General features: G+C 72.8%; 14 protein-coding genes (1 of these 14 cut by a window edge). 7 read left to right on the top strand and 7 right to left on the bottom strand.

Annotation, left to right across the window (positions count from 1 at the left end; translation table 11 throughout):
- A protein-coding gene (locus OHA86_RS29780) for a DNA-3-methyladenine glycosylase (RefSeq protein ID WP_329180184.1) crosses the window boundary here: on the bottom strand, window positions 1-655 show its 5' portion. 14 nt of this gene lie to the left of the window's left edge; 655 of the gene's 669 nt are visible here — the first part of the coding sequence; it begins with the start codon at window positions 653-655; its stop codon lies beyond the left edge, outside the window.
- Window positions 656-757: 102 nt separating this feature from the next.
- Here OHA86_RS29780 and OHA86_RS29775 point away from each other — a divergent pair, with 102 nt between their 5' ends.
- From OHA86_RS29775 to OHA86_RS29765, 3 genes are all read left to right on the top strand, one after another.
- Window positions 758-1,552, top strand: coding sequence for a sporulation protein (locus OHA86_RS29775; RefSeq protein WP_329180183.1), 795 nt, complete (start codon window positions 758-760; stop codon window positions 1,550-1,552).
- Window positions 1,553-1,603: 51 nt separating this feature from the next.
- On the top strand, window positions 1,604-2,143 hold the full coding sequence (locus OHA86_RS29770) for a YbhB/YbcL family Raf kinase inhibitor-like protein (protein WP_329180182.1): 540 nt from the start codon (window positions 1,604-1,606) through the stop codon (window positions 2,141-2,143).
- A gap of 430 nt (window positions 2,144-2,573) precedes the next feature.
- A complete protein-coding gene (locus tag OHA86_RS29765) occupies window positions 2,574-3,077 on the top strand; it encodes an HNH endonuclease (RefSeq protein WP_329180181.1) in 504 nt (167 codons plus the stop codon).
- Between the two features lie 81 nt (window positions 3,078-3,158).
- Here OHA86_RS29765 and OHA86_RS29760 read toward each other — a convergent pair whose 3' ends face one another.
- The 4 genes from OHA86_RS29760 to OHA86_RS29745 form a co-directional block, all read right to left on the bottom strand.
- Entirely contained in the window at window positions 3,159-3,926 is a 768-nt protein-coding gene (locus tag OHA86_RS29760) for a sulfite exporter TauE/SafE family protein (protein ID WP_329180180.1), read from the bottom strand.
- 112 nt (window positions 3,927-4,038) lie between these two features.
- Complete coding sequence (locus OHA86_RS29755) at window positions 4,039-5,016, bottom strand: SPFH domain-containing protein (RefSeq protein WP_329180178.1); 978 nt, start codon at window positions 5,014-5,016, stop codon at window positions 4,039-4,041.
- A gap of 128 nt (window positions 5,017-5,144) precedes the next feature.
- A complete protein-coding gene (locus tag OHA86_RS29750; protein WP_329180177.1) occupies window positions 5,145-5,567 on the bottom strand; it encodes an NfeD family protein in 423 nt (140 codons plus the stop codon).
- Window positions 5,568-5,658: 91 nt separating this feature from the next.
- Complete coding sequence (locus tag OHA86_RS29745; RefSeq protein ID WP_329182606.1) at window positions 5,659-6,450, bottom strand: ABC transporter ATP-binding protein; 792 nt, start codon at window positions 6,448-6,450, stop codon at window positions 5,659-5,661.
- 122 nt (window positions 6,451-6,572) lie between these two features.
- Between OHA86_RS29745 and OHA86_RS29740 the strand changes: the two genes are divergently transcribed.
- A complete protein-coding gene (locus OHA86_RS29740; RefSeq protein WP_329180176.1) occupies window positions 6,573-7,364 on the top strand; it encodes a hypothetical protein in 792 nt (263 codons plus the stop codon).
- Window positions 7,365-7,498: 134 nt separating this feature from the next.
- On the opposite strand, the gene OHA86_RS29735 is transcribed toward OHA86_RS29740, so the two are convergent.
- Both OHA86_RS29735 and OHA86_RS29730 read right to left on the bottom strand, forming a co-directional pair.
- Entirely contained in the window at window positions 7,499-8,146 is a 648-nt protein-coding gene (locus OHA86_RS29735; RefSeq protein ID WP_329180173.1) for a response regulator transcription factor, read from the bottom strand.
- Window positions 8,139-9,290 carry a GAF domain-containing sensor histidine kinase gene (locus OHA86_RS29730; RefSeq protein WP_329180171.1) on the bottom strand — a complete coding sequence of 384 codons (1,152 nt, stop codon included), beginning with the start codon at window positions 9,288-9,290 and terminating at the stop codon, window positions 8,139-8,141. Before OHA86_RS29730 ends, OHA86_RS29735 begins: the two co-directional genes overlap by 8 nt.
- A 224-nt stretch (window positions 9,291-9,514) precedes the next feature.
- Here OHA86_RS29730 and OHA86_RS29725 point away from each other — a divergent pair, with 224 nt between their 5' ends.
- From OHA86_RS29725 to OHA86_RS29715, 3 genes are all read left to right on the top strand, one after another.
- Window positions 9,515-10,249 (top strand): SDR family NAD(P)-dependent oxidoreductase, encoded by a 735-nt coding sequence (locus tag OHA86_RS29725; protein WP_329180169.1) that lies wholly within the window; start codon window positions 9,515-9,517, stop codon window positions 10,247-10,249.
- 47 nt (window positions 10,250-10,296) lie between these two features.
- The gene (locus OHA86_RS29720) at window positions 10,297-11,355 is read left to right on the top strand and encodes an S-adenosylmethionine:tRNA ribosyltransferase-isomerase (RefSeq protein WP_443071913.1); all 1,059 of its coding nucleotides are present in this window, start codon (window positions 10,297-10,299) and stop codon (window positions 11,353-11,355) included.
- 252 nt (window positions 11,356-11,607) lie between these two features.
- Complete coding sequence (locus OHA86_RS29715; protein WP_329180167.1) at window positions 11,608-12,492, top strand: transglycosylase SLT domain-containing protein; 885 nt, start codon at window positions 11,608-11,610, stop codon at window positions 12,490-12,492.
- Window positions 12,493-12,544 lie beyond the last annotated feature (52 nt).

The raw sequence follows: 12,544 nt of genomic DNA, 5'->3' as shown, positions 1-12,544 counted from the left end.
CTCCCGGCCGTGCTGCGGAAATTCCGCGCTTGCGCGGGGCGTGCGCCCGGTAGGGGCTGACGGTGGGGTCGCCGTCGATCCAGTAGCGCCAGGGGTGTCCGGCGCCCTCGCCGCCCACTCCGGTACGCGGTCCGGTGCGGATCGCGGCGGGGTCGGGCGGGGTGCCGGTGAGGATGCGGAACGGTCCGCCGGCGGCGCAGGCGTCGGCGCCGTCGAGGCTCCGGTCGACGGACAGGGCGGTGGCGAGCCTGGCCGGTCCCTGGGCGAGGTCGGTGTCCTTGCGCGAGGTGGGGCGGTGGGCGCGGGCGAGGTCGGCGCCCGCGGTGACCAGGCCGGCCCTGAGCAGGACTCCGCTGGGGGTGCCTTCCGGGCCGCACACCATGTTCAGGCAGTGCCACATGCCGTAGGTGAAGTAGACGTAGGTGTGCCCCGGCGGCCCGAACATCACGGCGTTGCGGCCGGTGCGGCCCCGGTAGGCGTGCGAGCCGGGGTCGTTGGGGCCGTCATAGGCTTCGACCTCGGTGAGCCGCAGTTCGATCGGGCCGTCGTCCGTACGGCGGACCAGGAGCCGGCCGAGCAGGTCGGGGGCGATCTCCAGGACCGGTCGGTCGAAGAACGCGCGGGCCAGCGGAGTCCGCTCGGGTGCGGTGGTCACGGGGCACGAGCGTAGTGGAACCAGCCGGGCGCGCTCTGCGTTCGTAGACTTCGCGCGGTTCGCCGAGGACTGGGCAGGAAACGGCAATGGAGGGTGTCCGTAATGGGCTTCAAGAAGCTGATGGCGAGTCTGGGTGCGGGTGGGGCGTCGGTGGAGACCGAGCTGTTCCAGACCGACGTCACGCCGGGCGGTGTCGTCCAGGGGGAGGTGCGGATCCAGGGCGGCTCGGTCGAGCAGCGCATCCAGGGGCTGTCGGTGGGGCTGCAGGCCAAGGTGGAGGTCGAGGGCAAGGACGCCCAGGGCAATGACACCGAGTACCACCGCGACATCGAGTTCCACACGCAGCAGATCGGCGGGGAGTTCGTCCTCCAGGCGGGGGCGGTCCACACGGTGCCGTTCGGGCTTGAGGTGCCGTGGGAGACGCCGGTGACGATGTTCATGGGGCGGCATCTGACCGGGATGGACGTCGGGGTGACGACCGAGTTGCAGATCGCCCGGGCGGTGGACAAGGGTGATCTGGACCCGGTGAACGTCCATCCGCTGCCGGCTCAGGAGGCGCTGCTCGACGCGTTCGGGCGGCTCGGCTTCCGCTTCCACGGCGCCGACCTGGAGAAGGGGACGCTGCGCTCGACCCGGCAGCGGATGCCGTTCTACCAGGAGATCGAGTTCCGGTCCCCTGCGCAGTACCCGGGGCTCAAGGAAGTGGAGCTGACCTTCGTCGCGGACGGCCACGAGATGGACGTGGTGATGGAGATGGACAAGAAGCCGGGGCTGTTCAGCGGCGGCGACACGTACCGCTCGTTCGTGATGGGCATGCAGTCCTACCAGCAGACCGACTGGGCGGACTACCTCCACCAGTGGCTGGCCGAGGTGGGCGGTAAGCGGAACTGGTTCTAGGGTCCTAGGCTCGGACCGCAGGCTTCACGACCGCGATCGAGAGGTGTCGAGGTGTCCGAGCAAGCGCGGCGACCGCTCCCCCATGACTTCCATCCGCCGGTGCCGGCGTTCACCGTGGTGAGCGACGATGTGACGGCGGGGGCGGTGCTCAAGGACGACCAGGTGTACGCGGCGGGCAACGCGTCGCCGCAGCTGCGGTGGGAGGGCTTCCCCGCGGGCACGCGGAGCTTCGCGGTGACGTGCTACGACCCGGACGCGCCGACCGGCAGCGGTTTCTGGCACTGGGTGCTGTTCGACATCCCGGCGTCGGTGACCGAGCTGCCGCCGGGCGCGGGGTCGGGGGACTTCCCCGGGCTGCCGGCCGGTGCGGTGCACGCGCGCAACGACTACGGGACCCGGGACTTCGGCGGTGCGGCGCCGCCGCCGGGGGACGGCCCGCACCGCTATGTCTTCACCGTCTACGCGGTGGACCAGGAGAAGCTGGGCCCCGACGCGGACGCGTCGCCCGCCGTGGTGGGCTTCAACCTGCGGTTCCACACGCTGGGCCGGGCGCAGCTGGTCGCCGAGTACGAGGTGCCGGCCGGCGGCTGACGTCCGGCCGGCCGCGGCCGGCGGTTAATGCGTTGCGCCCCGGCGCGGCCCGCCGCACAGTGGTGCCTGCCCGGCTTGCCGTACGCCCCCGGTCATGCGCCCGGGCGGCCGCGGTGGACGCCGGGCCGGCCGGCACCGCACGAGCGGGGGCCGCGGGGCGTTGCGCTGGGCGGTACCACGCGCCCCCCGCGGCCTGCCGGATCCCGGTCTGGGGATCGGGTGTCCACGCCGGCCGGCGCGCTCCGGATACCGGGACGGTCATCACGTCCGGTGTCCGGGGCGCAAGCTTTTCCGCTGCTCTTTCCCTCGTCCTCACCCCCCGGCCGTCCGCTGTCCGCCGGGGGGAAATTGCGTTGTCCGCACGTGAACGCGCGGGCACAGTGGAGCCACTTCGCCAGGGGGGCGGAGCAGGCCCCGGGAGGTGGGCGGGATGCGTGAGACGCTGGTGCTGAATGCGAGCTTCGAGCCGCTGTCGACGGTGTCGCTGCGGCGCGCCGTGGTTCTGGTGATGCAGGACAAGGCCGTCGTGGAGCAGGCGCATCCGGGGCTGCGCATCCGCGCCGCCGAGGTGGACGTACCGCTGCCGCAGGTGATCAGGCTGCGCCGCTACGTACGGGTGCCGTTCCGACAACGGGCTCCGTGGTCGCGGCGGGGGGTGCTGGTACGTGACCGGCACCGGTGTGCGTACTGCGGGCGGCGGGCCACCACCGTGGACCACGTGCAGCCGCGGTCGCGCGGCGGCGGCGACACCTGGCTGAACACGGTGGCGGCGTGCGCGGAGGACAACCAGCGCAAGGCGGACCGCACACCGGAGCAGGCGGGGATGCGGCTGCTGGCGCTGCCGTTCGAGCCGACGCCGGCGGACGCGCTGCTGCTGGCGCTGGGCGTACGGGAGCGGGCCGGGCTGCCGGAGTGGCTGCCGCGGCCGGCCTGAGGCGGGACGCGGGGCGGCGGACGACGCCGGTGCGGGTGCCGCGGCCGGGCCCTGTCGGGTGACGGGGTCCGGCCGGGCGGCTCATTTGAGGATGAGCTGCACGATGGCGGCGACGCCGACGACGACGATCAGGGCGCGCAGGGCGACGGGCGGCAGCCGCCGGCCGACGCGGGCGCCGATGAGTCCGCCGATGGTCGCGCCGACCGCGATGAGGCCGACGGCGGCCCAGTCCATATGGGCGACGACGATGAAGAAGATCGCGGCGACACCGTTGACGATGGCGGCGAGCACGTTCTTCAGGCCGTTGATGCGCTGGAGCGTCTCGTCGAGCAGCAGGCCCATCAAGGAGAGGTAGAGCACTCCTTGGGCGGCGCCGAAGTAACCGCCGTAGACGCTGGCCAGGAACATTCCGGCGACGAGCAGCGGTCCGCCGTGCGCGGGGGCGGCGGTGCCGAGGCGTTCGCGGCGGGCCTGGACGGCGCGGCCGAGGCGGGGTTGCAGGATGACCAGGACGAGGGCGGCGGCGATCAGCACCGGCACGATGGCGTGGAAGGCCTTCGACGGCAGGGTGACCAGGAGGACGGCTCCGGTGGCGCCGCCGAGCAGGCCGACGATGCCGAGCCGGATCAACCGGTCGCGCTGGCCGGCGAGTTCACGCCGGTAGCCGACGGCGCCGGTGATCGATCCCGGGACCAGGCCGAGCGCGTTGGAGACGTTGGCGGTCACCGGTGAAAGGCCGACGGCGAGCAGCACAGGAAAGGTCAGCAGGGTGCCGGAGCCGACGATGGTGTTGATGGTGCCGGCCCCGATTCCCGCGAGGAGGACGGCCAGTGCTTCTGGTAGGGACATCTGCGCTCTCCATGATCCGTGCACAGCCTCGATCTGTGCACATCCCCCTCGGCTGTCGGGTCGAGGGGTTCGCTGTGATCATGTCATAGCGCGTGCTGCCGCCGCGGGCCGCTCAGTCCTTGTCGAAGGGGGCTGCCTCACGGCGGGGCGCGGGCTCGCGGCGGGGCGCGGGGGTGGTGGCGCCGCCGCCGTTGCCCCCACCGCCGTTGCCGTTGCCGACGCCGGGCAGGTTGACCATGCCGCCGAGGCCCTTGAGGGCGTCGTTGAGCTCGCTGGGGATGATCCAGAGCTTGTTGGAGTCGCCCTCGGCGATCTTCGGCAGCATCTGGAGGTACTGGTAGGCGAGCAGCTTCTGGTCCGGGTCGCCGGCGTGGATGGACTCGAAGACGGTGCGGATCGCCTGCGCCTCGCCCTCGGCGCGCAGGGCCGTGGCCTTGGCGTCACCTTCCGCGCGCAGGATCGAGGACTGCTTCTCGCCCTCTGCGGTGAGGATCTGGGACTGCCTGATGCCCTCGGCGGTGAGGATCGCGGCGCGCTTGTCACGGTCGGCGCGCATCTGCTTCTCCATCGAGTCCTGGATGGAGGTGGGCGGTTCGATCGCCTTGAGCTCGACGCGGTTGACGCGGATGCCCCACTTGCCCGTGGCCTCGTCGAGGACGCCGCGCAGGGCCGCGTTGATCTCCTCACGGGAGGTCAGGGTGCGCTCCAGGTCCATGCCGCCGATGATGTTGCGCAGGGTGGTGACGGTCAGCTGCTCGATGGCCTGGATGTAGCTGGCGACCTCGTAGGTCGCCGCCCGCGCGTCGGTCACCTGGTAGTAGATGACGGTGTCGATGTTGACCACCAGGTTGTCCTGGGTGATCACCGGCTGCGGCGGGAAGGGCACCACCTGTTCGCGCAGGTCGATGCGGTTGCGGATGGTGTCGATGAACGGCACCACGATGTTCAGGCCCGCGCTGAGGGTGCGGGTGTAGCGCCCGAACCGCTCGACGATGGCGGCGCTGGCCTGCGGAATGACCTGGACCGTCTTGATCAGCGCGATGAAGACGAGCACCACCAGGATGATCAGGACGATGATGATGGGCTGCATGTCCACTCCCCGCGCTGGGTTGCCCTGCGGAAATTCGGCGTATTACGACATGATCGATCTTGGCAGAGCAGCTGCCCGCCGTGGGCCGGGTTCGGCGAATTCCCGGCCCGGGAAGGGCTGTTCCGCCCTCACATCACGACGGCGGTTGCTCCGTCGATGTCCACGACGTCGACCTGCTGGCCGGGGTCGAAGGTGCGGCCCTGTTCCAGCGAGCGTGCGGACCAGACCTCGCCGGCGAGCTTGATCCGGCCGTCCGAGCCGCTGTCGACCGTTTCCAGGACGACCGCCTGCTTGCCCTTGAGGGCGTCGATGCCGCTGCGCTGCCCGGCGTGCTGCCGGTTGCGGTACGCGAGCGGCCGTACGAAGACCAGCAGCGCGACGGACACCACCACGAAGGTGACGACCTGCGCGACGATTCCGCCGCCGAGACCCGCGGCGGCGGCGCCCGCCACCGCGCCGACCGCGAACATCCCGAACTCGGGCATTGCCGTGATCACCAGCGGGATGCCCAGCCCCACTGCGGCTATCAGCCACCACACCCATGCGTCCACAGGCTCAATCGTAGGGGTGCACGCGGCAGTTGCGGCAGGGCGCAGGGGCGCAAAGACCGAAAGAGCCGGCCGGACCGGGGTCGCGGGGCGGTCAGGACAGCGGGAGTCCGGCCGCCGTCCAGCGGTCGCCGCGGCGCTCGACGACCAGCGGGAGGCCGAAGCACACGGACAGGTTGCGCGAGGTGAGGTCGGTCTCGATCGGCCCGGCCGCGACGAGCTTGCCCTGGCGGATCATCAGGACGTGGGTGAAGCCGGGGGCGATCTCCTCGACGTGGTGGGTCACCATGATCATGGAGGGCGCGATCGGGTCGCGGGCCAGCCGGCCGAGGCGGCGGACCAGATCCTCCCGGCCGCCGAGGTCGAGGCCGGCCGCGGGCTCGTCGAGCAGCAGCAGTTCGGGGTCGGACATCATGGCCCGGGCGATCAGGGTGCGCTTGCGCTCGCCCTCGGACAGGGTGCCGAACCTGCGGTCCAGGAAGTCGTTCATGCCGAGCCGGTCGAGGAAGGCGCGGGCGCGGTCCTCGTCGACCTGCTCGTAGCCCTCGTGCCAGGTGGCGGTCATGCCGTACGCGGCGGTGAGCACCGTCTCCAGCACGGTCTGCCGGCGCGGCATCTTCTCGGCCATGGCGGCGCCGGCCATGCCGATCCGCGGGCGCAGGTCGAAGACGTCGACGCCGCCGAGCTTGTCGCCGAGGATCGAGACGGTGCCCGTGGTGGGGAAGAGGTAGCTGGACGCGACATTGAGCAGGGTGGTCTTGCCAGCGCCGTTGGGGCCGAGGATGACCCAGCGCTGGCCCTCGGCGACCGACCACGAGACGTGGTCGACCAGAGCCCGCCCGTCGCGGACCACGGATACGTCCACCAGCTCCAGCACATCGCTCATGAGCGCGTTGTCTCCCATTGCAGTCTCGTCTGTCCGGGGGTGCCTGGGGGCACGTCCCCGGAAGGATCCCCTGGGGAAAACTTACGCCACCGCACGACGGGTCCAGTCCATAGGCTGGGGGCATGCTTGATGAACCTCGCTCAGGGCGGCTGACCGCGTGGGGAAATGCCCTGCTTGCCGGACTTGCCGCTCCCGATGACGTCGCGCAGCGGATCGTGGCCCAGGACGCCGTGCACCGGATCACAGAGCTGCCGGGCGAGCACGGCCCCGTCGGGCTGACGCTGGGGCTCGGCCGGCTGCGTGCGCTGGGGGTGACCGGGCTGCGGCTGGCGCTGCCGGTCGCCGGGCACCCGCTGGGCCTGAGCGGCCCGCCGGACTTCAACGACCTGGCGCTGGAGGCGGGCGAGGCGGTGCTCACCGTCGGCGCGGCGCCGCTCGGCCTGGTGCCGGAGGTCCGGGAGGCGGGGCCGGCGGGCGATGTGCACGTGGAGGTGGAGTGGCGCTGCCTGCCGGTACGGGACGCGCCGCCGGCCGATGTGCCCTCGCTGGGCGAGGCGGAGCGGGAGCTGGCCGAGGCGCTGCGGGACGCGACGGCGGCGCTCGCCGCGCTGGACGTGGCGGGCTCGGGCGGTCCGGCCGCGCACGCGGCGCTGGAGGCGTACCGGGCGCGGGCGGCCAAGGGCCGGGAGGTGCTGGCGCCGGGGTATCCGCCGCGGGCGGTGCGGGTGCTGGAGCTGGCGCAGCGGGTCGCGGCGCTGGTGGAGATCGCGGGCGACGGCCACGGCGCTGCGGTCAGCGCCTCGCAGATCGCGGCCCGCGCCGACCTGCTGCGGCCGGTGGAGCGGACCGCGCGCCGGGCGCAGGTGGCGGCGTACAACGCGTACGTGGAGGAGGCCGAGCGGCGCAGGTCGTAGCGCCTCGGCAGGGGCGTGCCCCGCGCCGGGAGGGGTCCGGCGGGCGGGGCGCGCGCGAGGATCCGGCCTACGGGTGTCAGCCGCCGGAGCCGTCGCGTACGGGTGTCGGCCCCCGGAGCCGTCGCCTACGGGTGTCAGCCGCCGACGCCGTTGCGTACCGCCCACAGCGCGGCCTGGGTGCGGTCGGCGACGTCCAGCTTCATCAGGACGTTCGAGACGTGGGTCTTCACCGTCTTCTCCGACAGCACCAGGGCGCGGGCGATCTCCCGGTTGGAGCGGCCGTCGGCGATCAGGGTGAGCACTTCGCGTTCGCGTTCGGTCAGCGCGTTGCCGCGGCCCTGGCCCGAGCCGCCGGCCTGGTCCTGGGAGAGCAGCGCGCCGGCCACCTCGGGCTGGAGCAGTACGTGCCCGGCGTGCACCGAGCGGATGGCGTCGGCGAGCGCGACCGGGTCGATGTCCTTGTAGACGTAGCCCGCGGCGCCGGCCCGCAGCGCGGGCACGACGGTGCGCTGCTCGGTGAAGCTGGTGACGACCAGCACCCGGGCGGTGTTCTGCGCGTCGCGCAGCAGCCGCAGCGCCTCGATGCCGTCGGTGCCGGGCATCTTGACGTCCATGAGGATGACGTCGGGCCGCAGCTCCTCGGCGCGGGCGGCGCCCTCCTGGCCGTCGGCGGCCTCGCCGACCACCTCGATGTCGCCCTGCACCTCCAGGAACGTACGCAGGCCACGGCGTACGACCTGGTGGTCGTCCACCAGCAGGACACGGATCACTTTGTCAGCCACCCGGCACCTCCAGCTCGATCACGGTGCCCCTGCCGGGCGCCGATTGCACGGTGAGCAGGCCGCCGACCCCGCCGGCCCGGTCCCGCATGGAGACCAGGCCGAGGTGCCGGCCCGCGCGGCGGACGGAGCCGGGGTCGAAGCCCCGGCCGTCGTCGCGGACCCGCAGTACGGCGCCCTTGCCGCGGCCTTCGAGGGTGACGGCGACCGTGCCGGCGTGCGCGTGCCGCAGCGCGTTGTGCATGGCCTCCTGGGCGACCCGCAGCACCGCTTCCTCCTGGGAGGCGGGCAGCGCGCGGACCTCGCAGGCCCGGAAGGTGACGCCGGCGGAGTGCACCCGGTTGAGGACTTCGGCCTGGGTGCGCAGCGTGGCGACCAGCCCGTCGTCGTCGAGGGCGGCGGGCCGCAGCTCCACCACGACGGCCCGCAGCTCGTCGGCGGCCTCGGCGGCGAGGCCGGCGACCTCCCGCAGCTGGCCCTTGGCGCGGTCCGGGTCGGTGTCGATCAGCGCCGCCGCGGCCTGGGCGGTGAGCCGCAGCGAGAACAGCTTCTGCGACACCGCGTCGTGCAGCTCGTGGGCGATCCTGGCCCGCTCCCCCGCCAGCGTCAGCTCGCGGCTGCGCTCGTAGAGCCGGGCGTTGGTCAGGGCGATGGCGGCGTGGTCGGCGAGGATCCGCAGCAGGTCCTCGTCCTCCTGGGTGAAGCCGCAGCCGGCTTCCGGCCGGGTGGGGCAGAGCTTGTTGGCCAGGAAGAGGGCGCCGAGGATGTCCTCGCCGTCCATGACCGGCATCCCGATGAAGTCCTTCATCACCGGGTGGGTGCGCGGCCAGCCGGCGAAGCTCGCGAAGTCGCGGACGTCGGCGAGGCGCTGCGGGGTGGCCTCGTGCAGCATCGCGGCGAGGATGCCGTGCTGCCGGGGCAGCGGGCCGATGGTCCTCCACTGCTCGTCGCTGATGCCGTCCACCACGAACTGCGCGAAGCCGCCGTGGTCGTCGGGCACGCCGAGCGCGGCGAATTCGGCGGCCAGCAGCTCGCGGGCGGAGGTCACGATGGTCTGGAGCACCTCGCGCACCTCCAGCCGGCGGTTCATCGCCAGGACCGCGGCGCTGACCGCTTCGATTCCGCCCCTGGGCGGCCTGCTGGACATGCCTCCACCGTACCGGCGGGGGTGACGGTCCGTATGCGCCGCAGGGCCGAGCGCCGGTGGGCACTGGGACCTACGCCCTTGTGACCGCGCGGTGTACGGCGGGCGGCCGACGCGGCCGGCGGCGGTGCGTTCCTACGGTGGGCCGCACGGCGGTCGGGCAGCGGGCCGGACCGCGCCATGGCGCACTTCGCGTTCATGGCGGCCGATACAGCGAGGGCGGGATCATGCCGGTAGCGATCATCACAGGGGCGTCGCGGGGACTGGGCCGGGCGCTCGCCGCCGAGCTGGCGCGGCGCGGCTGGCAGCTGGTGCTGGACGGGCGGGACGCGGCGGCGCTGCGGACGGCGGCGGCCGGCCTGGAGCGTACGGCGGCGGAGTCCGCGGGCGGCGGGGCCGCGGCGGCGGTACGGGCGGTGCCGGGCGATGTCACGGACCCGGCGCACCGCGTGGCGCTGGTGGCGGCGGCGCGGGCGCTGGGCGGGGTGGATCTGCTGGTGAACAACGCCAGCGCGCTGGGCGCCGAGCCGCTGGTGCCGCTGGCCGCGCTGCCGCTGGCGGGGCTGCGGGCGGCGTTCGAGGTCAATGTGGCGGCGCCGCTGGCGCTGGTGCAGGAGGCGCTGCCCGCGCTGCGGGCCGCCGGCGGGGCGGTGCTGAACGTCAGCTCGGACGCGGCGGTGGAGGCGTATCAGGACTGGGGCGGTTACGGGGCGAGCAAGGCCGCGCTCGACCAGCTGTCCGCGGTGCTCGCGGTGGAGGAACCGGGGCTGCGGGTGTGGTGGGTGGATCCGGGTGATCTGCGGACGGCGCTGTACGCGGCGGCGGTGCCGGGCGACCCGGACTTCGCCGGGCGGGCGCTGCCCGAGGAGGTGGCGCCGGCCCTGCTGCGACTGCTGGACGAGGGGGACGAGGGGGCGGCCAGTGGCCGTTACACGGCGTCGTCACTGCGGGACGGAAGGTGACCGCGGTGAGCCGAGGCGCAGACCCCCATATAAGGGGAATAGGAGTCATGGCGGACAGGCAGCGCACACCGGACATCCTGCGCGGCATGCGGGTGCCGCCGGAGTCGCTCGCGACGGCGCCGCCGGCCCGGCGGGACGGGGTGCGGCTGCTGGTCGGACGGCAGGGTGCGGGCGAGGTGGCGCACCACTCCTTCCGGGAGCTGCCCGGACTGCTGCGGGCCGGCGACGTGCTGGTGGTGAACACCTCCCGGACGCTGCCGGCGGCGGTGGACGGGGAGCTGGGCGGCGAGCCGGTGGTGGCGCACTTCTCGACCCGGCGGGACGACGGGCGCTGGGTGGTGGAGGTGCGCGACCCCGACGGCCGGGGTTCCACGGTCCGCAGGGCCGGCGGCCCCGCGGGGGCGGTGGTGCGGCTGGCCGGCGGGGGGCACCTGGTGCTCGACGAGCCGCTTGACCCGCGCGCGGACCGGCTGTGGGTGGCGTCGCCGTCGATGGCCGACCCGGTACGGCATCTGCACCGGCACGGGCGGCCGATCCGCTACGCCTACACCGAGCGGGACCAGCCGCTCGCCGCCCACCAGACGGTCTTCGCGACAGCGGCGCCCGACGGCCTGGGTTCGGCCGAGATGCCGAGCGCGGGCCGGCCCTTCACGGCGCCGCTGGTGACGGAGCTGGTCAGCCGCGGGGTGCAGATCGCCCCGATCGTGCTGCACACCGGGGTGGCCTCGGCCGAGGCGTACGAGCCGCCGTACGCCGAGCCCTACACGGTGCCGGCGGCGACGGCGTGGCAGGTCAACGCGGCGCGGGCGGCCGGCGGCCGGGTGGTCGCGGTGGGGACGACCGCGGTACGGGCGCTGGAGTCGGCGGCGGACCGGCGCGGGGTGGTACACCCGGCGCGGGGCTGGACGGAGCTGGTGATCACCCCGGAGCGCGGGGTGCGTGCGGTGGACGGTCTGCTCACCGGGCTGCACGAGCCGGAGGCCTCGCATCTGCTGATGCTGCGGGCGGTGTCGGGGGACGCCCTGCTGGAGCGCGTCTACGCCGAGGCGCTGCGGCACCGATACCGGTGGCACGAATTCGGCGACGTGAATCTCCTGCTGCCATAAGCGTCACATAAAGCACCCCCTCGGTCACCGCAAGCGACCGGGGGGGTGCCGCTATGTGAGGTGACCTATAGGACGTGCGTCACATACTAAGCCGCCTAGTGGAATACAAGGCGCACCCAGGTACCCGGGAATACGGGGAGGTGGCTCCCCGTTCGGCGCCCATCTACGAATTCGATTCGTAGCACGGTTCATTGACCCCCGTTTTGCGAGGCCCTAAGAATTCTCACGTCCGCAACCGGAAGAGGTCATTCCATGCAGCTCCCCACGATCCCGAAGATCGGCCGACTGTCCAAGAAGCACAAGATCACGGCGGCCGGTGCCGCCGCCGCGGCTGCTGTTGTCCTGGCCGTCACCGGTCTCCAGGCGACCGGTGGGTCGGCTGAGGCCAAGGGCGATCCGACCGGTTTCTCGGCCGATTCCGGCCAGCAGGTGAAGAGCCTCGACGCCCAGGCGAGCCTTGCCTCGCAGCAGGCCATCAAGGACGACGCGGCCGCGAAGAAGAAGGCCGCCGACGAGTCGGCCGCTCAGCAGAAGGCCGCCGCCGACGCGGCGGCGAAGAAGAAGGCGGCCGACACCGCGGCCAAGAAGAAGGCGGCGCACGCCGCAGCCGTCGCCAAGCAGCGGGCCGCGAACGCCGCCGCCGCGAAGAAGAAGGCCGCCGCCCAGGCCGCCGAGCGCGCCAGGGCCAAGGAGGCCGCGAACCGTTCGACGCAGCGCACCGCCGTCAAGGCCGCGCCGAAGAAGACCGTGGTGGCGGCCGCACCGAAGAAGACCGTCGCCATCGCCGCCACGCCGGCCGCGGCCGTGGTCTACCCCGACAACCTCGACGGCTGGATTCGCGAGGCGCGGTCCGTCCTGGCCGCGCACGACATCCCCGTGCCGACCTACAACGGCATTTACCGCAACATCATCCGCGAGTCCTCGGGCAACCCCAACGCCATCAACCTGTGGGACATCAACGCCCAGAACGGCATTCCCTCCAAGGGCCTGCTGCAGACGATCGACCCGACCTTCAACGCGTACCACGTGTCGGGTACTTCGTGGAACATCTACGACCCGGTCGCGAATATCGCCGCGGCCTGCAACTACGCCTGGCACGTCTACGGCGGAATGGACAACGTCAACTCGGCGTACTGACCGGCCCGTACGAAAGGGCGGCAGGACCGAAAGGTCCCTGCCGCCCTTTTCG

The organism is Streptomyces sp. NBC_01477, from assembly GCF_036227245.1.
GTDB lineage: Bacteria > Actinomycetota > Actinomycetes > Streptomycetales > Streptomycetaceae > Actinacidiphila.
Note: the sequence above shows the minus strand (reverse complement) of the source record. Positions and strands in the feature narration are given on the sequence as shown.